This window comes from Streptomyces sp. NPDC001941 (assembly GCF_040296945.1).
Classification (GTDB): domain Bacteria; phylum Actinomycetota; class Actinomycetes; order Streptomycetales; family Streptomycetaceae; genus Streptomyces.
This window is the reverse complement of record NZ_JBEOYE010000020.1, coordinates 88451-113713: the sequence shown is the minus strand read 5'-3', so window position 1 is coordinate 113713 and position 25263 is coordinate 88451. Positions and strand designations below refer to the sequence as shown.

Annotated in this window: 18 protein-coding genes; 6 read left to right on the top strand and 12 right to left on the bottom strand. The window is 71.0% G+C overall.

Translation table 11 applies throughout. The features are described from left to right. From ABT160_RS16595 to ABT160_RS16580, 4 genes are all read right to left on the bottom strand, one after another. A partial coding sequence (locus tag ABT160_RS16595; RefSeq protein WP_351648120.1) for an acyl-CoA carboxylase subunit beta occupies positions 1–1163 on the bottom strand: 1163 nt, incomplete at its 3' end. 113 nt (positions 1164–1276) lie between these two features. Then, positions 1277–1483 (bottom strand): acyl-CoA carboxylase epsilon subunit, encoded by a 207-nt coding sequence (locus ABT160_RS16590; protein ID WP_351648109.1) that lies wholly within the window; start codon positions 1481–1483, stop codon positions 1277–1279. 222 nt (positions 1484–1705) lie between these two features. Continuing rightward, positions 1706–2941, bottom strand: coding sequence for a cytochrome P450 family protein (locus tag ABT160_RS16585; RefSeq protein WP_351648107.1), 1236 nt, complete (start codon positions 2939–2941; stop codon positions 1706–1708). 184 nt (positions 2942–3125) lie between these two features. After that, the gene (locus tag ABT160_RS16580) at positions 3126–3821 is read right to left on the bottom strand and encodes a ScbR family autoregulator-binding transcription factor (RefSeq protein WP_351648105.1); all 696 of its coding nucleotides are present in this window, start codon (positions 3819–3821) and stop codon (positions 3126–3128) included. 398 nt (positions 3822–4219) lie between these two features. On the opposite strand from ABT160_RS16580, the gene ABT160_RS16575 reads away from it, so the two are divergent. Beyond that, positions 4220–6196, top strand: coding sequence for an acyl-CoA dehydrogenase family protein (locus tag ABT160_RS16575; RefSeq protein WP_351648102.1), 1977 nt, complete (start codon positions 4220–4222; stop codon positions 6194–6196). Positions 6197–6684: 488 nt separating this feature from the next. On the opposite strand, the gene ABT160_RS16570 is transcribed toward ABT160_RS16575, so the two are convergent. The 4 genes from ABT160_RS16570 to ABT160_RS16555 form a co-directional block, all read right to left on the bottom strand. Continuing rightward, positions 6685–8829 (bottom strand): coiled-coil domain-containing protein, encoded by a 2145-nt coding sequence (locus ABT160_RS16570; RefSeq protein ID WP_351648101.1) that lies wholly within the window; start codon positions 8827–8829, stop codon positions 6685–6687. A 577-nt stretch (positions 8830–9406) separates the two neighbouring features. Next, entirely contained in the window at positions 9407–9874 is a 468-nt protein-coding gene (locus ABT160_RS16565; RefSeq protein ID WP_351648099.1) for a hypothetical protein, read from the bottom strand. A 408-nt stretch (positions 9875–10282) separates the two neighbouring features. Continuing rightward, positions 10283–11386: a hypothetical protein gene (locus ABT160_RS16560; RefSeq protein ID WP_351648097.1), complete on the bottom strand. Its 1104-nt coding sequence runs from the start codon at positions 11384–11386 to the stop codon at positions 10283–10285. After that, positions 11379–12263: a ParA family protein gene (locus ABT160_RS16555; protein ID WP_351648095.1), complete on the bottom strand. Its 885-nt coding sequence runs from the start codon at positions 12261–12263 to the stop codon at positions 11379–11381. The genes ABT160_RS16560 and ABT160_RS16555 overlap by 8 nt, the downstream gene beginning before the upstream one ends. Before the next feature lie 1010 nt (positions 12264–13273). On the opposite strand from ABT160_RS16555, the gene ABT160_RS16550 reads away from it, so the two are divergent. From ABT160_RS16550 to ABT160_RS16535, 4 genes are all read left to right on the top strand, one after another. Continuing rightward, a complete protein-coding gene (locus ABT160_RS16550; protein WP_351648093.1) occupies positions 13274–14518 on the top strand; it encodes a ParA family protein in 1245 nt (414 codons plus the stop codon). After that, positions 14515–15741 carry a ParB/RepB/Spo0J family partition protein gene (locus ABT160_RS16545; RefSeq protein WP_351648091.1) on the top strand — a complete coding sequence of 409 codons (1227 nt, stop codon included), beginning with the start codon at positions 14515–14517 and terminating at the stop codon, positions 15739–15741. Before ABT160_RS16550 ends, ABT160_RS16545 begins: the two co-directional genes overlap by 4 nt. A gap of 176 nt (positions 15742–15917) precedes the next feature. Continuing rightward, positions 15918–18860, top strand: coding sequence for an AMP-binding protein (locus ABT160_RS16540; protein WP_351648089.1), 2943 nt, complete (start codon positions 15918–15920; stop codon positions 18858–18860). 54 nt (positions 18861–18914) lie between these two features. Continuing rightward, complete coding sequence (locus ABT160_RS16535) at positions 18915–19343, top strand: VOC family protein (protein WP_351648087.1); 429 nt, start codon at positions 18915–18917, stop codon at positions 19341–19343. Between the two features lie 193 nt (positions 19344–19536). Here ABT160_RS16535 and ABT160_RS16530 read toward each other — a convergent pair whose 3' ends face one another. From ABT160_RS16530 to ABT160_RS16515, 4 genes are all read right to left on the bottom strand, one after another. Then, entirely contained in the window at positions 19537–20397 is an 861-nt protein-coding gene (locus ABT160_RS16530) for a hypothetical protein (protein WP_351648085.1), read from the bottom strand. A 112-nt stretch (positions 20398–20509) separates the two neighbouring features. Continuing rightward, positions 20510–20791: an acyl carrier protein gene (locus ABT160_RS16525; RefSeq protein ID WP_351648083.1), complete on the bottom strand. Its 282-nt coding sequence runs from the start codon at positions 20789–20791 to the stop codon at positions 20510–20512. A gap of 45 nt (positions 20792–20836) precedes the next feature. After that, positions 20837–22456, bottom strand: a complete 1620-nt coding sequence (locus tag ABT160_RS16520; protein WP_351648081.1) for an acyl-CoA dehydrogenase — start codon at positions 22454–22456, stop codon at positions 20837–20839. Next, positions 22453–24369, bottom strand: a complete 1917-nt coding sequence (locus ABT160_RS16515; protein WP_351648079.1) for an acyl-CoA dehydrogenase family protein — start codon at positions 24367–24369, stop codon at positions 22453–22455. The genes ABT160_RS16520 and ABT160_RS16515 overlap by 4 nt, the downstream gene beginning before the upstream one ends. A 376-nt stretch (positions 24370–24745) precedes the next feature. Here ABT160_RS16515 and ABT160_RS16510 point away from each other — a divergent pair, with 376 nt between their 5' ends. Then, the gene (locus ABT160_RS16510) at positions 24746–25216 is read left to right on the top strand and encodes a hypothetical protein (RefSeq protein ID WP_351648078.1); all 471 of its coding nucleotides are present in this window, start codon (positions 24746–24748) and stop codon (positions 25214–25216) included. The last annotated feature ends 47 nt before the right edge of the window (positions 25217–25263 follow it).

Below are 25263 nucleotides of genomic sequence, written 5' to 3'. Positions count from 1 at the left end.
ATCCCACCGTGCTCCTGGTCCACGCCCGGCAGGAAGCCGGGGACGTCCAGCAGGGTGACGATCGGGATGTTGAACGCGTCGCACATCTGCACGAAGCGGGCGGCCTTCTCCGACGCCTCGATGTCCAGCACACCGGCCAGGGACTGCGGCTGGTTGGCCACGATCCCCACGACCTGCCCGTCGAGGCGGGCCAGCGCGCAGATGATGTTCCGCGCCCAGCGCTCGTGGACCTCCAGGTAGTCCCCGTCGTCGACGAGCTCCTCGATCACCTTGTGCATGTCGTACGGACGATTGCCGTCCACCGGCACCAGGTCGAGCAGTTCCTCGCAGGTCCGGTCCGCCGGGTCCTGGGTCGGGATCCGGGGCGGGTTCTCGCGGTTGTTGGCGGGCAGCAGGGAGAGCAGGTACCGCACCTCGGCGATGCAGGTCTCCTCGTCGTCGTACGCGAAGTGCGCGACGCCGGAGGTCTCCGCGTGGACATCGGCGCCGCCGAGCCCGTTCTGGGTGATCTCCTCACCGGTGACGGCCTTGACCACGTCCGGACCCGTGATGAACATCTGCGAGGTCTCACGGACCATGAACACGAAGTCCGTCAGCGCCGGACTGTAGGCGGCGCCGCCGGCGCACGGCCCGAGCATCACCGAGATCTGCGGGATCACACCCGACGCCCTGGTGTTGCGCTGGAAGATCCCGCCGTACCCGGCCAGCGCCGAGACGCCCTCCTGGATACGCGCACCCGCACCGTCGTTCAGCGACACCAGCGGCGCACCCGCCGCGATCGCCATGTCCATGATCTTGTGGATCTTCGTGGCATGGGCCTCGCCCAGCGCACCACCGAAGATCCGGAAGTCATGCGCGTACACGAAGACCGTCCGGCCCTCCACCGTCCCCCACCCGGTGATCACACCATCGGTGTACGGCTTCTTCGCCTCCAGGCCGAACCCCTGCGCACGATGCCGCCGCAGCTGCTCCACCTCATTGAACGAACCCGCATCGAGCAGGAGCTCGATGCGCTCCCGGGCCGTCAGCTTCCCCTTGGCGTGCTGCGCCTCGGTCGCCTTCTCACTCGGCCCACTGCGCGCCAGCTCCCGCAACGCGTGCAGCTCGGCGGCGCGTCCACGAGCGTCCGTCGGCGCTACGACGCCTTCCGGCGGTTCCAACATGATCGCCACGGCAGATCCCTTCATCCGTCAGCGCTGAGCGCAGCCGGCCGCGGCGCGCACCTCCACATTAACAAACCGCTTAAGCGGTTTGTAAGTAGGGTGCATCGTTCTCCTCAGCGCCAACTGTGGGGGGACCGGTACTCCGACTCCCGCTCCCACCGGCGCCACCGGGCGACGGAGCGTCCCTGCTCCGACTCCTCCTGGGCCTCGCGCCGGGCGAGAAGCGACAGCAACATGAGCGCGAGGGCGGCCAGTTCCTCCTCCGTGGCCTCGCCCCGCTCCACCCGCAACACGGCCCCGACGTCCACCGAACCGCTCACAGCGTCCTCCTTGCGTTACGGCTACGGTCGGCCGCGACGCTCGTACGCCGCTCGAAGGCCGCTGGAGGTCCCCTTCCGCCGGGGTCCAGGGGCGCCGGGAGCACGAAAGCCGGGAGCCCCACGGCGCGTCGGACCGTGGGACTCCCGGCTGGTACGGCCACTGCGAGATCGGCGAACGGGTGGTGCCGTGCGCCCGGTGGGTGCTGCAAGCCGCTAAGTGGATCACGAGGCAGGGGGTCCCAGGAGTACGGGGATGGCGTTGTTGCCGTTCACCATGAACGACGCGACGGGCTCCAGCTCGTGCGGGGCCACGGCCAGCGTCATGCCGGGGAACCGCTCGAAGAGCGCCTTGAGCGCGATGGTGGTCTCCAGCCGGGCCAGCGGGGCACCGAGGCAGTAGTGGGGACCGTGCCCGAAGCCCATGTTGTCGCGCTCCCCCGCGCGCAGCACGTCGAACTCGGTGGCGTCCTCCCCGTAGGCCTCGGGGTCGGCGACGGCCGCGGAGAAGGAGAGGATGATCGGGTCGCCCTGTGCGATGCGCACCCCGTCCAGGTCGATGTCCTCGACCGCGTAGCGCAGCGGCATGAAGGCGGCGGGAGGGCGGGAGCCGAGCGTCTCGTTGACCACGTCGTCCCAGCTGACCCGGCCCGAGAGCACCATCTCCAGCTGGTCCGGGTGGTTCAGCAGGTTGACGATGCAGTTGCCGATGAAGGTCATCATCGTCTCCTGGCCCGCGGCCAGCAGCAGTTGCAGGGTGTCCCGCAGCTCGTCCTCGGTCAGCTCGTCGTCCTGCTCGTGCACGGCGAGCAGCGCGGAGGTGAGGTCGTCGCCGGGCTCGGCCCGCTTCTCCGCCACCAGCCGGGTCAGCACCCCCACGATGTCGGAGACGGCCTCGGCCATCTGCTCGGCGGTGGAGCTGGTGCTGAAGCCGACGTCCATCGCGTGCACGAGCATCTTCTCGGACTGCTCGGTCACGCCTATCAGCCCGCAGATCACCCGGATCGGCAGCAGCTGGGAGAAGACGGGCCGCAGGTCGACGGGCTGCCCGGCGGGCACCAGGGCGAGCTCGTCGACCAGTTGCCCGGTGATCCGCTCGACCTGGGGGCGCAGCGACTCTATGCGCCGCGCGGTGAAGGCCCCGGTGACCAGGCGCCGCAGCCGCGCCCGGCGCTTTCCGTACGCGGTGAGCATGTTGTCCAGGGCGACCCAGGCGATGAGCGGCCACTCCTGGGTGATCCTGCCCTCGCGGAACGCGGGCCAGTGCAGCCGGGCGTCCTTGGAGACCCGGGGGTCCGACAGCAGTTGCTTGACGTACTTCTGGCGGACGACGGCCCACGCCTGGATACCGCCGGGCAGTTCCACCCGGGCCGCCGGACCCTGCCGGCGGAGCATCGCGGCCTCACCCAGCTGGTCACGTCCTCTGACATCGAGGGCGTACGGGCATCCAGTCATTTCCATCGGTGCACTCCTTCAGTTGGCTGAGCATCACTGGTGGTGCGGTGCTTCGCGTGTCCAACTCAGGTGAGTGCAGGGGAAGCGGTACGCGTGCTTCCCCTACCCCCCGGTGATGGGGCACCTCTCGGTGCCCCGGACAGGTGTGTCGGATCGGTGTCGGATCGATGTCGCGGACCGGTGTCCCGGGTCAGACCGAGACGGCCTGGTCCGCGCCTTCCCGTTCTTCCCGGTACGCCTTGACGATCTCGTACGTCTGCTTCCCCCGCTGGGGGGAGAAGTCCAGCCGCACGAGGACCGCGGGCGTGGCGACCGCGGTGATCAGGTACTCGTAGAGCTCGGCGACGCGCTCCATCATGTCCGCCCGCTCCGTCATGATGTTCGACAACATCTGCGTCCCGGTGAACGCTCCGACGAACGCCTTGGAAAGACTCTCCAGGTCGACGTGCGGAAGGATCTCCCCGCCGGCCTGGGCGGCCCGGAACAGCTCGTAGCTCTGGTCCATCCAGGCCTTCATGGGGATGCGCCGGTCGAGGCCGTCCTTGGACGCCCCCTGGTCGACCGTGAGGCGCACGCTCCCCTGGACCAGCGGGTCGCCCGTGTCCCTCTGCAGCAGGCAGGCGAGGAGCAGCGCCTGGTCGATCGCCTGCTGGAGCTTCAGGTCCTGCTCGGGGAGCGGCGGGAAGACGTTGGCCTGTTCGGCCAGCACCCCCTGGGCGAGCTCCTCCTTCGACGCGAAGTGGAAGTAGAGCGCGCCCTTGGTCAGGCCGGACCTCTTGAGGATCTCCGAGATGGTCGCCGCGTCGTACCCGACCTCGGCGAAGACCTCGGCCGCGGCCACGAGGATGGCCCGTCGGGTTCGGATGGCTCTCTCCTGCCGTGCCACGACTCACCACCTCCCACGGCTGTTGTCGATGAGCCGCTCGTCAGATGAAAGAAAACCGGAGGGTTCGTATCTTACCAGCACGTCGTTTCCTCACTCAGCCCCCGATCTCGATGGATCTGCTGGGTGACAGGGCCGTCACACGCCGGTCCTTCACCTCGACTTCGTCAAGAATAAAACCTCCTAGCCGGTTTTTCAATGTCTCCTCGCGGTCTTTAAGTGAAGGTCTTTCGCAGCCCTGAGCAGCAGCACATCCTGCGGGAAGCCTTGTTTGTCCGTTTCGTGCCCGCCGATCCCTAGTGATCAACTTCCGTCCGGTCTTGAAAATCAAACCGGTGGGTACGTATCTTTAGGGCCCAGCGCTTCCCAGCCAACCGGACCAGCGTTCATGCGGAGAGACCATGACCCTGCTGACGTTCCAGAAGGAAGCCCCGAGCACCGATGGGGCCAGCGACATACCCGAAAGATCCGGTGCAGCCAGTACGAACCTGACGGCACTGCCCCCGCTGGTGGTCACCACGAGTGACCAGTCGGGCCAGACCACCGGCGAACTGACCCAACTGCTTTTCGGGCACGACGACCGTGCACGCGTCCACGGGGACTGGCGGTCGCTGCTGTCGACCGAGGCTTTCCAGTACCGGGCGAACCTCGCCCCCGCGGCACGTACCGCCCTCTCCTACAACCGGCTCAGCCAGGTGAACGCGTTCGTGAGCGACCCGCTCGCCCTCGCGGACGACCCCCACCGGCTGGCCAGCCTCCACGAGTGGACCGGCGTCGTCGACGGAGCGCTCGGCACCCTGGCGGGCATCCACTACAACCTCTTCCTGGGCAGCATCGTCGACCACGACCTCGGCGAGGGGCGCGACCTTTCCGAGTTCACCTCGATGCGGCGTACAGGAACGTTTCTCTGCACGGAGCTGGCCCACGGCAACGACGCCGTCGCCCTGCGCACCACCGCCGAACTGGACCGGGAGACGAACGAGTTCGTCCTCAACACCCCCAGCGTCGGCGCCCAGAAGTTCATGCCCAACACCAGCCTCACGGGCGGCCCCAAGACCGCACTCGTGGCGGCCCGCCTGCTGATCGACGGCCAGGACGAGGGAGTCTTCCTCTTCCTCACCCCGCTCAGCGACGAATCCGGGCTCCGCCCCGGCATCCGGGTCCGCCGGCTCCCCGAGCGCACCGGCAGCCCGGTGGACCACTGCCTGACCTCCTTCGACCACGTCCGGCTGCCGCGCGAGGCGATGCTGGAGGGCGACCACGGCCGCCTGGACGCCGAAGGCGTGTTGACCAGCACGCTCGGCAACCGGCGCAAGCGGTTCCTGCGCTCCATCAGCCGCGTCACCACCGGCAAGCTGTGCATGAGCGCGGCGGGCACCGGCGTCACCCGCGCCGCCCTCGCCCTCTCGGTGCGCTACGCGCACCACCGCCACATCAGCGGCACCAAGGCCGACCAGCGCGTCCCGCTCTCCGCGCACCGCAGCCACCACGGCCGCCTGCTCAGCGCCACCGCCACCGCGTACGCCATGACCTTCCTGCACCGCGCCGTCACCGACCGCTGGGTCGACGTCATCCGGGACCCCTCCGTGACCAAGGAGGACCTGCAGGACGCCGAGCGCATGGTCGCCGTCGCCAAGGGCTGGATCACCTGGCAGGCCCGGAACATCACCATCGAGTGCCGCGAACGCTGCGGCGCCCACGGCCTGTTCGGCGCCAACGGCCTGGCCGACTTCCCGCTCAACCTCGAAGGCGCCATCACCGCGGAGGGCGACAACCAGGTCATCTGGCTCAAGGCCGCCAGCGAGATGCTCTTCCAGCACACCGTCGAACGCTCCGGACGCCCCGCGCTGCCCCTCGACGACGAGTCACTGACCGACGTGCGGTTCCTGCGCGAACTCCTCGCCGAAGCCCAGTCCATCTGGCAGAACCGCGCCCGCACCGCCCTGCGCAACGGACCGGCCGGAGACCCGCTCGCCCGGTGGAACGCCGCCTCCTCCTCCGCCCTGCGCATGGTCGGCGCCTACGCGCCCCTGAAGGCCGCCGACGCCTTCCTGGACGCCATCGACCGGGCCGCCGACCCGCGCACCCGCGCCCGGCTCACCCAGCTGTGCCGACTGTTCCTCCTGGAGCAACTGGCCGACCACACCGGCGACCTGCTGGCCGCCGGGCACCTCACGGCCCGTCACGTCGTGGAGCTCCCGCAGGCGGTCGACACCGTCACCGCCGAACTGGCCCCGCACATGCTGGACCTGGTCGAGGCGTTCGACCTGCCCGAGGAGTTCCTCGCCTCGGTCCCGCTCGCCAACAGTACGCACCTCGACGACTTCCTGCGCATGGTCGAGGACAGCGAGGGCGACCACCTCTCGTCCGCCTGCTGAGCCGCCCGGCACCACCGGGTCACCGGTCACGACCAGGATCGATGGGGACCGCTCCCCCGTCGCTCCACCCGGCGCCCCGTGCACGCCCCGGAGTCGCACCCGGCCCGCCCGGCCGCTCGACTCCAGCCGGCCCCGACGGCTCCGGTGCTCACCCGGCACCCGGCCGACGGCACCGCTCACGTACGCACGGCACCTCCGTACACGCCCGCGTGTGCGCGCGACACGCACGAGCCCGTGACGGCACAGGCCGGTGAAGGCCCGGGGTGACCCCCCGGTCTTCACCGCGCTCCCGTCCCGCACCTGCCGCGAGGGGATCCGCCCGCCCACCGTCCCAGCCAGGTCCGGACCGGACGATCTCCCTCTGTCTCGGCGTCTGCCCCAGAAGTCACGGGCGAAACGGTGGCCCCGTTCAACTCGTACGAATTTCTTTTCGCGGGCTGCTCCGTACGGGACGAACGCCCCGGCCGGCACCCCGCACCCGGCTCCGCTCACCGGCCCACGCACATCTCCTCCGGCAGCGCCCGGGCCGCCAGGACCGCCAGCCGCTCCGTACGCGCCTCGCGTACGCGCGCGGAGGAAGCGGTCCCGGAAGGGGCCTCCCGCAGCAGCCGCAGCCCGGCGAGCCGCTCCGTCAGGAGCTGCTCCGCCGCACGCACGCGCGCCTGCTCGGCCACCTCGTCCGCCCGGTCCTCGCCGGAGCGCCGCATCCGCCCGCGCACCGTCTCGATCCGGTGCGCCCGGCGGGCCTCCTCCTCGGCCTCGGGACCCGCGCCCAGCACGGCCAGGGCCTCCCGGCGCGCGTTCCCCACGGCCTCCTCGGCCGTCCAGCGCAGCAGCAGCGACAGCGTGTGCGCGCTCGCGCCCGCCTCCCGCGCGTCCGTACCGACCCGCTCCAGCTCGGCCCTCAGCTCCGCCTCGGCGCCGCGCACCAGCTCCACCGCGCGCGCGCCCGCGACGCCGCCCACCGCGCCGCGTACCACGGCCGTCAGCTCCGCGGCCCGTACGACCGCGTGCTCACGCGCGCGCAGGGAGGCGCAGGGCTCGCACACCCCGCCCGGGCGGGGCTCCCCGCACTCCCCGCACGGTGCCACCGAAGGGGCGGCGACGACGAGGGGCGTACGGGCCACGGGAACGGCCTTCTCCCGCGCCAGGGCCTGCCGGGCGCCCCGCTCGCTCACCCGCTCCCGCAGCCGCCGCTCGACCTCACCGCGGCGCTCCTCGGGCGCGGCGGACGGCAGTTCGGCGGCGACCTGGGAAGCCACCGCGGCGCGCTCGGCGCGCCGGTCACCGACCAGCACCGAGCAGGCGTCGCAGGCCGCGCCGGTGTCCATCCGCACGCCGCCGTCGCACCGGACGTCGTAGCACCCGGCGCGCCGGGGAAGCGCCTTGCCGATCAGCCAGCCGACGGGGTCGAGCACCACGGCGGGGCCCTGTTCGGCCACCCGGGTCTCCAGCCGTGCCCGCAGGGCCTGCTCGGCCCCCGACTCGCCCAGGACGCCCGCCAGGGCGGCCAGTTCGTCCCGTACGGCCTTCGAGACCCGGGCCCTGGCGCCGGAGCGGGAGACCCGGCCCCAGACGTCGGAGACCGGGGCCAGCAGCCGCCCCAGGGCGGAGGACATCACGGCGGCGGGAGGAGTTGGGCTGTTCCGCTCGCGCTCCTCACGGGCCTGCCCGCACTTCGGCCGACGGCGGTCACCCACCACGGCTTCGCCGGAAACCCCCAAGAGAGCAGCGGATTCTGAGGCGGGATCAGCAACCGAAGAGTGGAGGGCGTGGAGGGATGCAGAAGCGGGGTGTTCTGCGATCCCGCCGGTCGGACCGGCCCCGCCACGGGATTCCCCCGTGGTCGCGGGCTTGATCAGCCGGATCCTGGGCACGCTCTCCCCGAGTGCACTTGCGTGGCGCTGGTTCTCCCCTGTGCCGGACCCCCGGTGAGCTGCGGCGACGGCCGGAATCATGAGCTTGGCCTTGCCGAAGAGACCCGATCCGGTCTTCTTCCGCGGGGCCTCGATGACCCCCCACTCGGCGAGACGGGAGACCACCTTGGTGCCGCCGGAGGTCGTGCAGCCCAGCATCCGCGCCACGGTCGCCCCGGCACGTCCCCTGCGGTCCGCGACGGAGCCGCCGACCAGGCGGACCCGGCCGTCGGCGCGGGCCTCCAGGGTCAGCAGCAGCAGCGCGAGGCGGTCGGTGGCCGCGCCCCGGCCCTGGCGGTCCGCGAGCATCCCCGGGGCGGTGGTGGCCCAGCCGGGACCGAACAGCGCCTCCACGAGGCGCAGCAGGGTCGCCAGCTCCTTGCGGGTGAGGGCGAGCGGGTTGGCCGGGTCGCGACGGGCGCGCCAGAGCGGCAGCACTACGCAGTCCAGACCGGTGACCTTCCCGTCCTTGCCGGTCACGGCACGGGACTTGACCGCTCCGGCGTCGCGCAGCCGGGGCAGCACCACATGGGCGACGGTGGACTCCGAGAGGCCCAGCCAGCGGCCCAGCTCGGCGGCCCAGATCGCGGTGCGGCGGGTGGCCGCCTGCGCCTTGGCCATCAGGACGAGCGCGCCCAGGCGGGCGGAGTCCGGCAGCGCGGCGAGGCTCTTGTGGTCGAGCAGGGCGCGGACGGCGGCGGCGAGCCGACGGCGCATGGCGCGCCCGAGGCGCAGGGGATGGTCTGCTGCGCCTGACGTATTGACGGTACGTACGGATCCGGACAGATCCAGTGACGTTTGGACGCTGTTCTGGGCGATTTCGTGGGGTACGGGTGATCGTTTGATGCCACTTTGCGGCAGCACGAAATCAGCCCCTGTGGTACCGGCTATGATCTGCTCCTACTGGTTGAGCGTTCCGCTTGCGCTCCTACGGAGAAGGCGCCCCGCTTACTGCTCCTGCTGGGCGGCGATCTCTACGGCGCGGGTTGGGCGTTCGGCCTGTGAGGATGGAAGGCCTGATCAGTTCTGCTCGTCTCCTGCTGGTTACAGGAGGCAAGGCCGGGGTTGGCCTTGGACAGCAGCTCTGTACAGGGCGTGTGGTATCGCAGCTTGAGGTTGCCGGGCGTGGCTGAGTTCTCAAGCTCGATGGGTATTCAGTTGGGGGTTATCTCCGACTACCGCTCCTTCCTTTGAGTGGCGCCCCTACGGGGGCGCCACTGGTCTTGGCACCGGTCCGGGGCAGTGGATGCTCCGGACCGGAGCCCACTCCCCCCAGAACCGCCTCCAGGTGGCGTCACGCCGCCGGCTTGGGAGCCGTGGGACGCCGCCGGCGGCGGTTGGGTGTCCCCGCTATGGCGTCCGGCAGCTCGGCGACCCACAGCCCCACGGGGATGCGGATGGCGACGCGGCTGTTGAGGTGCTCGAGGTCGAACGCTGCACGCTCCGCCGGAGTCGTCACGAGGTGCACGGAGTCCTCGAGGACCCACAGGGCCGTGTCCGGCGTCGTGTTGGGGTCGTAGACGGCCTGGCGGGCCGCTTCCACGGCCGTTGACTGCCAGAGCTCCAGATCCTGCCGCGCACTGCGCGGACGCCGGTTACCCGGCCACACGATCTGCGAGACGAACGCGTACACGCGCAGGGCGACCACGGCGTCCTCGAAATGGGGTTCGTAGAGGATGCCCTGGTCCCGGGCCTTCCACGCCCACGACTCACTCAGGCCCGCCGCCATCGCGACGGCATTGGCGCTGAGCTGCTTGCTCATCCCTGACATCGGCCATCTCCAAGACACGTGTGTTGATCCTGTGGCACACGGTAGCGCATCCAGCCCGGCTCGCACCGCCTGACACTAGATAACGGGTGTGTCGTCTTGGAGGTTACGGCGGCCCAATTCAGGGCTTTTTGAGGCCCCGTCAGGCTTTGTGAGCCGAATCGTTCCGCCAATCGTCCTAGTGACACAGAGATAGACGGTCAGTTCGTAAGTGAGTTAGCAAGCTAGTAAGCAAGCTAGACAGCTAGTTACAGCGCAACACTCATCGTTAGATCCATGCGTATAACCCCAGGTACGCACAAGGGTGGGGCCGACGCGCACCGCGTCGGCCCCACCCTTGTGAACGTTCGTGAACCCTTGTGACCGTGAAGTGGAGGCTCAGATTCCTCCGCCGGAGACGTCTTAACTCGTTCTGCGGCGTCTCTGCGGACGCTGCAGGGGACCCTCTTCGTCGAGCGCCTGGAGGAACCGCTCCAGCGCCGCGGAGATGACATAAAGCCCACGACGGCCGTAATCGGCCTCCTGGAGCGCCTGGTTGAGGCTCGACATCAGGATGTGCGCCTGCTCCCCCACCCGGTACGTCGACTGCTTGCCGGGCTCGACGAAACCCATCCGTTCGTCGAGGAAGCCTTGAGCGAGGGCGATCTGCTCGTCCACCTCGCGCGGCACGTAGCGCAACGCGGCGTCGAGGTAGTGGCCCTGACCCAGCATCGCGTTGCCCGACGAGCGCCGGTCGTTCTTGAGCCGCTCCTTGAGGACCGAGAGGACCTCCGGGTCGATCCGGAAGCCGTGGCTGCGCCACTTCTCCGAGTGGATCTTGGCGTCGGCGAAGCTCTCGTGCAGCGCGTAGTGCGACCAGGGGCTGGCCCCGGCCGGCGGGTGCAGCAGCACCTCGCCCGCGTCGCGCGGCGGCGGGGCCTGCTCCTCGGGGGCGTTCGGATAGGAGATGCGTACGGGAGCGGACCGGGCCGGAGCCTTCGGCGCGGCGGGCGCCACGGGCGCGGCCGGAGCGACCGGGCGCGGTTCGACGGGCGCGGGCGCCGGGGCGGCGGGGGCGACCGGAGCCGCGACGGCCGCCGGGGCGGGTGCCGGGGCGGGCTTCGCCTCGCGCGTCTGGGGCGGAACGGCGGGTTCCGTCACAGGAGCCGCTTCGCTCTCGTTGGCTCCTGGAGAAGCGAATGGCGCAGAAGGCACGAAGGCCTCGGGCGTCACGATGGCCGCGGGCGCGACGAAGGCCCCCCGGGCCTCTCCCCTCTCCGTGGTCCCCCTGGACTCAGCGCTGTCGTAGTTCTCCTTGCTCCCCTTCTGTTCCTTGGCGTCCCTGGCGGGAGCCTGCGGAGCCTGCTGGGGAGCGGAGGCGCTGTCGGGCGACGCCCCGCCACCGAGGAAGGAGCGCCCCGCCACCGTGTCGGCGCCTTCGAGGAGTCCCTTGACGAGTGCGGAGCCGCCCGCTTTGAAGTGGTTGGGTGCCTTCTTCTTGGGCTTCCCCCCGTTGCCGTTAGTCAACGGAGGCCTCCAGGTCGATCAGCTCCGGCGTCTGCCACTTCTCGACCGGCTGCTGCATGCGCTCGATGATCTGCACCATCAGCTGGCCGTAGGCCTTGCCGGGCGCGTGACTCGCGTAGCGCACGGCGGCGGGCACGCCGTAGGCGAAGGAGTCCGAGATCCGGTTGTCGATCCGGATGTCGGTGGTGAAGGGGTGGAGGTCCGCCTCGAGCATGCCGTTGCGGATGTTGATCTCCTGGCCCTTCCACTTGGAGGGCGGGTTGGAACGGTTGAGCACGGCGCCCAGGTACTGGGGGTCGCACTCGCCGCCGGTGCGGTCCTTGACGTACCGGACCGTCCCCCGGGTGGCCGCGGCTCCCTTGAGGGCCGGGTACTCCGGGATGCACACGGTCACGACGTAGTCCGCCGCGGCCAGCGCGGTGGCGGAGAGGGAGGAGACGGCCGGAGGGGTGTCGATGACGACGAAGTCGAAGTCGTCCGCCATCTCCAGGAGCATGCGCCGCAGGACGGGCGTCGACTGGTAGCCCTTCTTGTGGATCAGGTCCTGGGCCGCGGTCATCGTCGACTCCTCGCACGCGAGGAGGTGGATGGAGCCGGCGTCCTCCCACTCGGACAGGAGTTCGCTGCGGTCGTACCAGACGTGGGAGAGGTCCATCCGCATGCCCTGCAGCCGGGCCTGGAGCACCCAGCCGAGAGAACGGGCGAGCTGGTCCTCCCCCGCGAGGTTGACCCCGAGCGCGGTACCAGCCTGTGCCTGCGGATCGAGATCGACGACGAGGACGCGCGCCCCGGCCAGGGCGAATCCCGCGCCGAGATTGACGGTGGTGCTGGTCTTGCCGACCCCTCCCTTCTGGGTCGCGACGGCGATGACCTTCATCGCTTCCTCCGCCTCTCTGGGGCTCTCACGCGTGCGTGCGCTGGTACGTACATGGAGATTTGGCCGCGTGACACCAGTGGGCGATGTCGTCGCGAGAGGAAGAAGTACCAGGTGGGAGGCCACTTTTCGGTGTCCTGGGCCCTGCCTGGTCGCTCTCCTTGCTGACATCGGGTCTAGTGACACGCGATCTGTCGCGCCTGACGATAACAGGAATGAGATCTGCGCAGGGGGAGACGCGCCGGGCTCGTCATCACGTCTGCTGGATCGTACGGCAGATTGATCGACAGCCAGTCAGCGCGTCAGTACGTCCGTACGTCAGCGTGTACGTCAGCGTGTACGTCAGCGCGTCAGCGGGTCAGTTCGTCAGCGGGTTCGTCAGTCCGTTCGTACGTCAGCTCGTCCGTCGGTACGTCCGTCAGCGGGATCGTCAGCGAGTTCGTCAGCGGGTTCGTCGGTCCGTACGTCAGTAAGTCAGTCAGTACGCAAGCGGGTCAGTACGTCAGCGGGTTCGTCAGCTCGTTCGTCGGTCCGTACGTAAGCGAGATCGTCAGCGGGATGGCTCGTCAGGTAGCTCGTAAGCAAGCGCGTAAGGCAGTTAGCTAGAGGGATGGTTCGTCACCTAGCTAGTAAGAGAGCTAGATAGATGAATAGCTAGTTAGCTCGCAACAGCGCTGCAAGCAACCACACAGAGAAACATGCAGTGAACGTGAGAGACATCGTTATATCCATCAGGATTTAAAGGCCACTAGTCATCGTCATGGAGGTCTAAAGTCCCAACGTTGCAGTCATCGTTATATCGAAGACCCGACTGACGCGCCTCCGAGCCCGCGAACATCGGTACACACAAACCACTATCCATCGTTATATCCGTGGACCGTGGCTCCTGGTGGGGCTTCCTGGGGGTGCGGAGGGGGCTATCACGCCGTGATAACCCCCTCCGCGTCAAGAAAACGAGATAGCTAACGTGTTGGTGCATCAAGTGAGCCTGGACGTTAGTAGAGTGACGCACTATGACTTCCCCTACTTCCAAGAGCGCCGACCGCGAGAAGGTCGTCTCCAAGCTCCCGTCCTGGCTCCGCCAAGAGCTCAAGGTGCGCGCCGCTCAGCACGGCGTGGACATCCAGGACGCCGTGGAGAGCGGCATCAACTCCTGGCGCGGCCTCGGCTCCAACCTCTCCCCCGTGGACACCTCCGGCGCCGAGTCGTTCGCGACGTTCCTTCCGGCCGCCCAGTGGACCGAGTTCCGCGGGGACTGCAAGGACCGGGGCGTCTCCCTCATCCAGGGCCTCGCCCAGTCCGTCCAGCTCTGGCTCGACAGCCACCCGGCTCCCTCGGTGAAGCGTCCGGCGACCGTCCGACGCATCGTCGTGTGCAATCAGAAGGGCGGCGTCGGCAAGACCGCCATCACCGCCGGCACCGGAGAAGCCCTCGCTGAGAACCCTTCCAAGCTCGTACCCGTCCGCGTCTCCAAGCACTTCGCCGCTCTCCTGGACTCTGACGGAAGCGACCCGCTGACCCTGGAGGACCTGCCCGGTCTGGGACAGCGCGTCCTGCTCGTCGACTTCGACCCCCAGGGCCACCTGACGAAGCAGCTCGGCCACCAGCCGCTCCCCATGGACGGCGACTCCCTGACGAGCCACATGGCCGGAGACGGCAAGGGCGACCTCCGCGAGCTCATCGTCTCCATCGAGGAGGAGAGCTTCGGCGGCCGCCTCCACCTCCTCCCCTCCTGCACCGACGCGTTCCTCCTCGACGTGCGCCTCGCCTCGGTGCGCGCGCGTGAGGCCGCCCTGGAGCGCGCGCTCGCCCCGATCGAGAGCGACTACGACGTCATCCTGATCGACTGCCCGCCCAGCCTCGGCCTCAGCATGGACGCCGCCGTCTACTACGGCCGCCGTCGCCCCGACGAGATCCCCGGCAACTCCGGTGTCCTCATCGTCGTCCAGGCCGAGGACAGCAGCGCGGACGCGTACGACCTCCTCACCACCCAGATCGAGGACATGCGCGGAGACCTCAGCCTGGAGCTCGACTACCTCGGCATCGTCGTCAACCACTACGACGCGCGCCGCGGCTTCATCGCCACCTCCTCGCTGCAGTCCTGGGTCGACATAAAGGATCCGCGGGTCGTCGGCGTCATCGGAGACCTCAAGGAGCAGAAGGAAGCCGTCCGCATGAAGCGGCCGCTCCTTTCGTACGCACCGCGCTGCGACCAGTCCGTCGGCATGCGCGCCCTGGCTCGGGAGATCAGCAAGTGAGCAGCAAGGCCAAGAACCTCGGCACCGGCTCCTTCGGCCAGGCCCGAGCAGTCAGCGCGCGGCGGGCCGCGATCGGCGCGGCCACGAGCGCGCCGACCGTCGGCGTACCCGACCCCACCGAACTGACGCTGGACCAGATCAGCCAGAACCCCGACAACCCGCGGCAGGAGCTGCGCGAGCTGGAGGGCCTGGCCGCCAGCATCAGCGAGATCGGTCTGGTCAACGCGATCACCGTGGCGACCATGGACGCCTATCTCGCGGAGCGCCCCGACCGCGCCGACGAGGTCGACGAGGGCGCCCGCTACATCGTGATCGACGGCCACCGCCGCCTGGAGGCGGCCCGCCGAGCCGGTGTGGAGAGCGTCCGGGTCAGCCTGGACAACCGTCTGGTCGCCTCGGACGAGTCGCTCCTGGAGGCGGCGTTCGTCGCGAACGTCCACCGCGACGACATGAACCCGCTGGAGGAGGCCCAGGCGCTGCGGAAGCTCGTCGAGTTCTACGGCTCGCAGAACAAGGCGGCCAAGCGCCTGGGCATGGCCCAGTCCACGATCTCGTCGAAGCTCTCGGTCCTGGACCTGGACCCGCAGCTCCAGTCCGACCTCCTGGACGGCAGCCGCAAGGTCGAGCACGTACGCAACCTCGCCAAGTACGACGCCGAGCAGCAGCGCGAACTGGCGGACCAGCGGGCGGCGGCAGCGGAGGAGCGGCGCCGGGTGCGCAAGGACGTGGAGGCGGAGCTATCACGCCGTGATAACCCCGAGCCCGCGGCCGTGGCCGACCCGGACCTATCACGGCGTGATACCCCGGAGCCCGGGGCGGACCTATCACGGCGTGATAACCCCACCGAGGCGGCCGACCTATCACGCCGTGATAACCCCGCAGACGCGGGCGACCTATCACGCCGTGATAACCCGGCGGCGGACGAAGGGGTATCACGCCGTGATAACCCCGCCCCGGCCCGCAAGCCGGCTGCGGCCGCAGCTCCGGTAGCCGCCCCCGCGTCCGCTCCCGTACCGGTCGAGGACGTTCCGCGTCCCCGACCTGAGGCCGCGGTCGTGTCGACGGCCGGCGGTGAGATGCCGTGGGGGAGCGGTGACGCCCTGGCTCAGCTCATCATCGACCGGATGACGCAGGCGGAGATCCGTCGTCTGACGGTCCGGCTCATCGAGCACAACACCGAACTGCAGGAAGCCCGGGAGAAGCCCGGCGCTTCCCTCGGGTGATCTCCCTGGAGGTGCGGGCGGCGCCTTGAGGAATCGCCCGCACCTCCGAGCCCATTGCGAGCAGGGCTCATCTCCATCTCAAGCGGTCGTCGAGCGCGATCCCCCAGTGTGGCCGAACGGACCTGTGGACACGGCCATGTGTCCGTCCCGTCAACGGTGACCCCTGGGGGAGACCCATGACCGCCCGCAGCTGCTTCTCCGTACCGGAACTCATCCGCGCCCAAGTCGAGGACCGTCCGACGGGTCCGGCCCTTCGCACCGCCCAGGGCGTCGTCGTGACGTACGCCGAGCTGTGGGAGCGCGCCGAGGACATCGCCCGGGAACTCGGCGCCATGGAAGTGCGTCCCGGTGACACCGTCGCCGTTCGGATGCCCATCGGCCCGGATGCCGTCGTGGCCCTTCTGGGCAGCTGGCTCGCCGGAGCGGCCTTCCTCCCGCTGGACCTGGACACGACGACGGACCGCACCCGACGGTTCCTGGATCACGCTCGGGCGATCGCCCTCATCGACGTCGATGCCGGCCTGATTCCCCTGGAGCCCAGCGAGTGGACGGAGTCGGGGGCCTACCCCGCCTGCGTTCTCCCGGGCGGCGTCCTGATCGGGCACGCGGCCCTGGCCGAACACATCGATGCCATCGTGGATCTCCTCGCCCTGACCGACCGTGATACGGCCCTTCAGCTCGCCCCGTTGAGCGAGGGGGTTGCGCAGGAGGAGATCTGGCCGGTGCTCGCAGCAGGCGGAACGCTCACCTTCGCCGACACCGTCACGCCGGAGGGCGCTGAGTTGGCAGACCTGATCCAGAAGCGCGGGGTGACGGTCCTCCAGCTCCCAGCCACGGAGTGGCAGAAGCTGAGCGCTGGGGGACCGGGTGAAGCGGGTGACCTATCACGCCGTGATAACTCGGTGGCCGGGGTGGACCTATCACGGCGTGATACCCCCGGGCTCGATGCGGACCTATCACGGCGTGATAACCCCACCGGGGCGGTAGACCTATCACGGCGTGATACCCCTGCCGTCGCGGCGGACCTATCACGGCGTGATACCCCTCCCGACCCGGGCGACCTATCACGCCGTGATAACTCGACGGCGGACGACGGGGTATCACGCCGTGATAACCCCGTCCGGCCCCCAGACCCATCACGCCGTGATACCCCGGAGCCAGCGGATGACCTATCACGCCGTGATAACCCTGACCCCGGCTCTGACCTATCACGCCGTGATAGCTCCCCCCTCGCCGAAGTCGGCCCCTCCGACGCCCTAGACGCTCTCGACCTCCTCGTCGTCCGAGGCGGCGCCCTCACCCCGGACGACGTCCGCGCCCATCGGTCCGGGCCCCTCCGACACGTCACCCTCGTCCACGCGCACGGCAGCCCCGAGACGCTGTTCACCTCGGCCGCCCTGCTGCTGCCGCCCCGGGCGCCGTTGCCCGAGGGCGAGGTGCTGCCTCTCGGTGGTGCTGTCGGCGCGCGGCGGCTGTACGTGCTCGACGAGCAGCGCCGACCCGTGCTGCCCGGGGAGCCGGGGGAGGTCTGGGTCGCCGGTCCTGTGCTGGCTGAGGGGTATCTGCATGACCGGACCCGTACCGACGAGCGTTTCGTGCCCGAGCCGTTCGGCGCTCAGACGCTGACCTATCACGGCGTGATAACCCAGGACCGGATGTACCGCACCGGAGACCGTGCCCGACAGCGGCCCGATGGGCTCCTGGAGCTCCTGGAGACCGCGCCGGTCTCGGACTCCGTATCCATCACCGTCCCCACGGTGCCCCTCCTGCCGGGGCAGGCGCGCTGGATGTACGACGTCGAGGTGCCCGAGCCCGACCACTCCTGCCGCAATGCGCTCTTCACCACGGCCGACGGGATCGGTGTCGAGCGACTGGAACGGGTCGCTGACGTCCTGCTGCGGCGACACCCCGCCCTCGGCAGTCGGCTCAGGAGTGACCGCTCTCTGGAGTTCATCGAGCCGGACTCCAGCGACGCCGTGCGCGTCCTCGACTTCTCCGGCGTCGCGCCGGACGAGCGGGTGTGGCAGCTGGAGGAGGCCCTGGCCGCGGCCCAGCGTTCCTTGTCCCTCTCTCAAGGGCACGTCTTCCGGATCACGTACGTCGAGCTGGGCGACGGGACCGCGCGTCTGCTCCTCACCGTGCATGAGCTCGTCATCGACCAGATCTCGTTGTCGCTGCTCGTCGAAGAGCTGGAGGTCCTGCTCGACGAGGGAACTGAGGAGACCGCGAAGCCCCCGGCGCCGGCACCGGCCACGCCCGTCGACCTCTCCGGCGCGTTGCGCGACTGGCTCGCCACCGCCGATGCCCGGGCCGACGCGGTCCGTTGGGCCGCGGCCGTCAGGGGCTTCGCGGAGATCCGTCCGGCGGCGGAGGGGGACGACCGGATCCTCAGCCTGCGTACGCATCGCTTCCGGCTGCCCGCCGAGGAGACCCGGCTCGTCGTCGACGACCTCGGCGCCCGGGGGATCACCCCGCAGGACTTCGTCCTCGGCTCCCTGGTCGGCGGGCTCGCCGCCTGGACGGGGGAGAGTACGCACGGCGTTGACGTCGTCGTCGATGGGCGGGACGTCAGGGTCGGCGGCCTCGACCTGTCCCTGAGCGTGGGGCATGTCCAGTCCACCTTCCCCGCCGTACTGAGCTGGGTGGGGGAGGGGCTGCTCGCCTTGCGTGGAGTCCTCGACGAGTTGGCCGGGCTACCGGCCCAGCGCTTCGGGTTCGACGCGCTGCGCTTCTCGTCCCCGTACGAGAACGAGCGCACCGCTCTCACCGTCTGCCCGCGGCCGGCCGTACGCCTTGGGTTTCACGATGAGTTCCGCGATGAGTTCGTGGCGCGTTCTGCCCGGTCCGACAGGCTGCTGCGTCCCGCGGCCGAGAGCCTTGGAGCGCAGCGTTCGCCCGCCCAGCGCGAGCGGCATCTGCTCCTGGCGGAGGGCGCGCTCGTGGACGGGGAGCTGCAGTTCGGCATCACGTACTCCCAGGGCCATTGGTCCTACGCGCACATCACCGCGCTCGTCGCGCATGTCGAGCGGGTGATGGGTGAGGTGCTGAGCCCGGCACCTGCGGCCGTGGGCGCCTCTGGAACGGGGGCGACAGGAGTGGGGTTCGGTCCCTATAGATAGTCCTATACATAGAGGGTTGGACTGCCCATCCCTCTGTCGACGAGGACGGAACCCATGACCGAACACAGCCCCGAGCACAGCTCCGCACCCACTTCAGACGACTTCGCCTTCGGCGGTCTGCACCACGTTCAGCTGGCGATCCCGCCGGGCGCGGAGGAGTTGTGCCGTCAGTTCTGGGGCGGGGTGCTCGGCATGGCCGAACTGGAGAAGCCACCCGTCCTCGCCGCGCGGGGCGGCTGCTGGTTCCGTGGTGGCGGACTCGAAGTACACCTCGGTGTGGAGGAGGACTTCGCCCCGGCACGCAAAGCGCATCCGGGCATTCTTGTCCGTTCCCTTCCGATGTTGGCCGCGCGCTTGGAGGCGGGTGGTCATGAAGTGACGTGGGATGACAACTTCCCGGGGATGCACCGCATCTACGCCTTCGACAAGCTCGGCAACCGACTGGAGTTCCTGGAGCCGAAGGAGAGCACTCCAAACCCCTGAATCGGACTTTTCGCAAGAAAAGCGACCCACAGAATGGGGCCTCTGGCGGCCGATCTTCGGGGCCCCGGTATGACCTGATGGTCGATCACCTGGGAGGCCGTCAGAGGGCCGTACACGGCTTTTTGGCTCCTCGTGAAGGGCTGTCAATAGCCTGAAGGGGTGGTCCGGCACCTCGGCGGGGTGGCTGCTCGTGTTACCCCGCAGACGCGATCCGCCAGGTGCCGTGTCGTACGTCGAGCGTCACGGTGAGGTCGGCCTGCCGCGGGAACGAGACGCCCAGGTGCCAGGGGTCCGGCAGGACGGCCAGCGCGATGGTGACCAGATCCTGGGTGACGTTGCCCAGGGCTCCGATCCAGTGGGGTGCGGTGGCGATCAACTGCTCGGGCAGCCAAGGCCCGGGTTCGGGAACGCGTGAGAGCGGTTCCTCGGTGATTCCGGCGAGGGCGGAGCCGGCCAGCAGGCTCAGCAGCCGCGCGAGGAGCGCGGTCGGCAGGGCGGGGTCCTGGGTCTCCAGGAACACGTAGCAGTCGTCATGGCCCGAGAACCAGACCCGGGAGTCTCCCAGGTGGCTCAGGACCGGCTGATCGACGTCGGCCGTGCCGAGCACGAGGGCGAGCTCGTCGAGCTGATCCGGGGTCACGTCGGCGGGAACGTCGATCAGCGTCAGTTCGTACGGCGACCAGGTGCCGTCGAGGAGACGGGGCAGCAGGTCGCGGTCCAGGACCAGGAGCTCCTCCGCGAGTCCGTGCGTGCCGGACGCCCAGGATCCGAGGGTGTGGACCCTGCACGGCACGCCGAGGTCGGCGGCGATCAGCGCGGGACGCAGCGTGTGCCAGTCCTCGTCCAGGTACGAGTTGGTCTCCAGCGACACCACGGCGACCGCTTCGTTCGCCACGGCCACGAACAGGTCGACCAGCTCGCCCGCCTGCGCCGCGCCGGCGCTGACCCGCCACAGCCCCTCGGCCTCGCGGACGCTGAAGCTCAGGGGGAACGGCAGGCCCTCCGGACCGACACTGTTCACGCTGAAGGCGCCCTGCTGCCCGACCTCGATCACTGCCCCACCCCGGAGAACCCGCCGGACGCCACTGCCCGGCCCGCGACCACCCATCATCGCCGGTCAACGGGGTGGTCCTGCCACGGTCGGCCACTGCAAGGCTCGGCCGCCCTCAGCCCGAGTAGTGCGAGGTCTTCGTTGCCCAGTCCACCAGGTGGCGGCTCAGGGCGTCCACCGTGGGGTGGTCCCAGGCCGCCGTCTGTTCCAGGGCGACCCCGTAGCGGTCCTCCACGTCACCGCACAGCTCGATCGCCGCCAGTGAGTCGAGGCCCTGTTCGGAGAACGGCAGGGCGGGGTCGAGGTCGCGGGCGGGGCGGCCCAGGCGGGCGGCGAGACGGGAGACGAGCCAGAGCCTGACCTCCGCCTCGTCGGGCAGGGGGGTGGACGTCGTCATGAGCGCCTCCTCGGGCGGCGGGGGTCGGGGGAGGGGCCGGTGGGCTCAGCCCGCCAGCGGGGTGTCGTACACGTCGAAGGTGCGGTTGGCCTCGAAGCGGGTGCGCAGCTCGGCGACGATCTCCCCCTCGGCGGTGCGCGGCAGCAGCGGGACCTCGCGGCCGAGCCGGGTCACGATCCGGCGCAACGCGGCGGTCAGCCAGGCCGGTTGCGCCAGGAAGCCGCGGCCGTGCGCGCGGGTCTGCTGCCACACGCCCAGGCAGGCCGCGCCCGCCAGGAGCAGGGAGTAGCGGGTGGCCACCGCGTACGCGTCGGGGTGCGGCGGCGTCCCGGGGCCGGCCGGCAGCCGGGCGCCGACCCGGGTCAGGCTGTGCAGTTCCTCGACGAGCGCGCCGGCCAGCGCGGCCAGCGGGCGGCCGTACGGTTCCAGGCCGGTCAGGCGCAGCGTGGCGTCCGCCGAGGCGACCAGGTGCGCGGCGAGCGGGTCGCCCGCGTCCGCCTCCCCCCGGACGGGCCTCCAGTCGAACGGCCCCAGCCCTGTGTACGGGTTGAACAGGTGCTCCGGAGCCGGTGCCCCGTCGTGCCCGAGCCGTCCGAACGGGAACGCCTGGCGCAACGGGGGTACGGTGACGAGCCCCAGGTCGCGCAGCTGCTTGCCGAACATCCCGTACCGCCCCGCGCGCACATCGGCCGCCGGGCCGAACAGCGTGGCGAGTTCCCCGGTCGCCTCGGACAGCAGCCGGGGCACGGTCGTGCGGGCCGCCGCCAGGAGCGGGCCGCAGTGCGCGGGCAGCACGTGCAGGGCCCGGGTCGCCGCCAGGCTCAGGCAGTCGGCGACGAGCAGGTCCAGGAAGGCGGCGGCGAACAGGCCCCGGTGGTGCGGCACGTCGAGCAGCGAACGCCCCAGCAACTGGTGGTCGCGCGCGAAGCCGACGGCGGTCCGCAGCGCCCCGTCCGCACTGCCCACGGCCATCGACGGCAGCACGGCGGACGCCAGCCGCAGGGTGTGTGCCGCCAGGTCGTCGCCCACGTACGCCGACGCCTCGACCTCGTGGGCGTCGAGGACCAGGGAGCCGTCGGCCGCCAGGGCCGGCAGCTCCGCCGCACGCAGCAGGAACACACCGGGCCGCGCGAACACCACCAGCGCGTCCGCGTCCGCCGCCCCCGGACCCACCCGCGCCGGGCCGTCCAGGACGTGACCGCCGCGGTGGGCGCGGGACACCGGCGCGTCGACCGCGAGGCCCGCGCCGTCGGCCCGTACCCCGGTGGCCGCCGCACGGCCGCCCGCGAGCAGCACCCAGGCGAGCAGGCTGCGCTGCTCCTCGCCGCCCGCGGCCCACACCGGCGCCGTCGCGAACAGGTGCGAGGCGCCCTGGACCAGGCCGAGCGCACCGTCCCGCCGCACCACGGTGCGCAGCACCCGGGCCAGCGAGTCGGCCTGCACGAAGCGCCCGCCCAGGTCGGCGGGGACGAACTCGGCGCCCAGGCGGTAGTCGGAGAGCACCTGTCGTGCCGCCGTCGGCACCCCGCCCTCCTCGGCGGCCTGGAGCAGCTTGGTGTCGCCCACCGGGTTGGCCGGATCGAAGCGGTCGCCGAAGCGCGTCTCGAGGTCGGCGACGCGGGCGCGCACGGCACGCTCCTCCGACACCGGTTCGGAGCGGGTCATCGGGCGGCTCCTTCCGTCGCGGCCGATGGCAGGAGGGTGGCGGGCGATCCCAGGTCGGCCAGGGTGCGCACGCGGTCGGCCAGCGCGTCGTGCGCCGGGCCCCCGGGGTCGTGGGAGAGCGGTTCCCGACCGGTACCGTCCAGCCGGAGCCAGAGCCGGCGGAGGGCGGGTTCCAGCCACTGGGCGCCCGGCCAGCGCGCGTCGAGTCCGGGCGCGTGGCGCCACACGCCCAGGCACGCGGCGGCGGCCAGGCAGACGGCGAGGCGCCGGGCGGGGGCCGCGGTGGTGGCGGACAGCAGGGCGAGGGTCTGCACGGTGGGCGGCAGCGCGGCCCGCACCTGTTCGGAGCGCTCCGCGAAGGAGCGCGCGATCCGCGCGGCCCCGGCCAGGGCCGGATCGGTGGCGGTCGCCGCCGCGAGGTCCGCGGCCAGTCCCGGCAGGTCGGCGAGGAGCGAACTGCCCTGCCGCGACTGGAGCGTGAGCCGGTCGAGCCGGGCCCCGGGGAGCGGGGTGCCGGCCGCGTACACGGCGGGGTCGGGGGCGCCCGCGCCAGTGGCCAGGTGGCGGAACTGGGCGGCGAGCGCGTGCAGATGGGCCGCGGAGCCGCCCCCGAGGAGGCGCACGGCCGCGTGGTCGCGGGCGGCCTTGCGGAAGAGGAAGTGGTCGGTGGGGTTGCTGAGGTCGGTGGGGTCGGTGGGGTCGGTGGCGGCCGTGGCCTCAGGCACGGCCGCGCCCGTGGCTCCGGGCGGTGCCGTGTCGCCGGCCTCGGCGGCCGTGGCGCCCGGTGCCGACGTGCGACCCGCACCGCCGGGCCCCGAGTCGCCTGCTCCGCCGTGCCCTACGTCACCCGCCCCGCCGTGCCCCGCCTCCCCGAACACCGCGTCGAGCCGGGCGAACACGTCCGCGACCAGCTCCGGCACCAGCAGGGAGGCCGCCGCCGACATCACGCTCAGCTCCTCCGGCAGGACGTGGACGCCGCGGGCCGTGACCGTGGCCAGTGCGTCGGCGGCCAGCAGGTCGGCCGCCGCCTCGCCCAGCACCCGTCGCGCCAGCGGGTTCCCGGGGGCGTGCGCCAGAGCGAGGGACACCGCCTGGGTGCCCGCGCCCAGGGAGAGGGCGGGGGCGACGGCGCGGGCGAGCTGGAGGGCCTTGAGGACGATCTCGCCGCCCTGGCCCTCCGTACCGACCGTGCTGTCGTCGGGGCAGACCGCGTCGGTGAAGGCGACGCCGCTCAGGTCGGCGCCGCGCAGGCCCTGGGTGTGGATCTTGGGGAGCGGCTCGCAGGTGCCGTCGCTGAGCGCGTGCCGGTCCACGACCAGGACGCTGTGGGCGCGCGGGCCGTTGTCGACGCCGGTGCGGGCGAGCAGGCAGACGAGGCGTGCCCGGGTGGCGCCGAGCAGGGGCGCCTTCTCGCCGTTGAGGAGCAGTCCTCCGGTGACCGGCCAGGCGGTGATCTCGGTGGCCAGGTCGTCGCCGTCGTGGAAGCGCTCGGTCAGGCCCAGGCTGACGGCGTGCCCGGCCCCGATGTGCGCGGCCGTCCGACGGGCCGCCGCGTCGTCGCCGCCGACCCAGACCGCGGTGGTGCCGAGGAAGGTGCCGAAGTGGGCGGCGGCCGTGGTCAGGTCGCGGGCGGCCACGGCGCGCACCAGGGCGCCGAGCGTCGCGTGGTCGTCCAGCCGGCCGCCGTACGCCACGGGCACGTAGTGGTGGGCGAGTCCCCACTGGTCGAGGGCCTCGACGGCCTCCGCGGGGTAGGACTCCGCCGCGTCGGCGGCGGCCACTCGGGCGCGGGAGAACGGCGATGAGGCGTCGAAGGGGTCGCCGAGCAGCCTCTCCAGGCGCGCGACCGGGTCGCCGGGCGGCTCGGGCCCCGTCGCGCCCGGCGTCCGCCGCCCGCTCGTCGTGTCCGGCATGACTACCCCCTCGGGTGTTGGGCACCGGTTCCGGGGCACGGCGACCGGAGCCGGTGACCGCGGTCGGTCGGGTGGCCGTCCACAGCGGCCGCAGCGGTGTGTACGGCGGTCCCTCTCCGGGAGGTCGCACCAACGCCGACGGTAGCCCGCACGCGTGCGCGAACGATCGAGGACCGCTCGAATCCCGGTGGAGCGCAAGGGAGTTGGGCCGCGGGCCGACCCGCTCCCCACCGCGCGACGACCGCCCCACCACCGCGACTCCACCACCACGACTCCACCGGCGCGGGCACCCGGCGCCGGTCCCGGGAGTTCATGCGCGGTACGTTGCGCGCGACGGGCCGGCCACGGGTGGACGGCCCTGGGGGAGGGGGACTTCATGGGCGTACGGGGACGAGGGGCGTGGGGGAGCGGCGCGGCGGCGGTCGCCCTGCTCGCGGCCGGGTGCGCGGCGGGCGGGCCCGCGTTCGACGAGGACGGCTTCGACCGGCCGCGGCCCACCGTCGTCGCGTCGTCCGCGGGGCAGGACCAGGAGGAGTCCCTGGACGTCGCGCCCCGGATCCCCGAGGGCGAGACCGTGCTGGCCATCGAGAACGTACAGGGCGGACGGGAGCTGGAGTTCCTGGGCGGCGTGCGCGAGGGCGCGCTCGGCTTCGCCGTCTCGTGCCGGGGCACGGGTACCGTGACGGTCTCGTACGACCCCGCCGGGCTGTCCTTCCCGCTCACCTGCGAACAGGCGCGCACCAACTCGGTCTACAACCGCTTCGAGACGGTACGCGCGCGCAAGGAGGCGTCCGTCAGGGTCGACGCACCCTCGACGCTGCGCTGGTCCATGAGCGTCGGGCAGTAGCCCCGGGCCCTGGAAGGCGCGGACCCACGAGAACGGCCGCGTGACGG

Coding starts and splice junctions, on each gene's coding strand:
- ABT160_RS16570 (WP_351648101.1), bottom strand. CDS start 8,829: ATGCGCCGTCGGCTCGCCGCCGCCGTCCGCGCCCTGCTCGACCACAAG.
- ABT160_RS16550 (WP_351648093.1), top strand. CDS start 13,274: ATGACTTCCCCTACTTCCAAGAGCGCCGACCGCGAGAAGGTCGTCTCC.
- ABT160_RS16525 (WP_351648083.1), bottom strand. CDS start 20,791: ATGACGACGTCCACCCCCCTGCCCGACGAGGCGGAGGTCAGGCTCTGG.
- ABT160_RS16585 (WP_351648107.1), bottom strand. CDS start 2,941: ATGGAAATGACTGGATGCCCGTACGCCCTCGATGTCAGAGGACGTGAC.
- ABT160_RS16515 (WP_351648079.1), bottom strand. CDS start 24,369: ATGCCGGACACGACGAGCGGGCGGCGGACGCCGGGCGCGACGGGGCCC.
- ABT160_RS16575 (WP_351648102.1), top strand. CDS start 4,220: ATGACCCTGCTGACGTTCCAGAAGGAAGCCCCGAGCACCGATGGGGCC.
- ABT160_RS16540 (WP_351648089.1), top strand. CDS start 15,918: ATGACCGCCCGCAGCTGCTTCTCCGTACCGGAACTCATCCGCGCCCAA.
- ABT160_RS16520 (WP_351648081.1), bottom strand. CDS start 22,456: ATGACCCGCTCCGAACCGGTGTCGGAGGAGCGTGCCGTGCGCGCCCGC.
- ABT160_RS16565 (WP_351648099.1), bottom strand. CDS start 9,874: ATGAGCAAGCAGCTCAGCGCCAATGCCGTCGCGATGGCGGCGGGCCTG.
- ABT160_RS16510 (WP_351648078.1), top strand. CDS start 24,746: ATGGGCGTACGGGGACGAGGGGCGTGGGGGAGCGGCGCGGCGGCGGTC.
- ABT160_RS16535 (WP_351648087.1), top strand. CDS start 18,915: ATGACCGAACACAGCCCCGAGCACAGCTCCGCACCCACTTCAGACGAC.
- ABT160_RS16555 (WP_351648095.1), bottom strand. CDS start 12,263: ATGAAGGTCATCGCCGTCGCGACCCAGAAGGGAGGGGTCGGCAAGACC.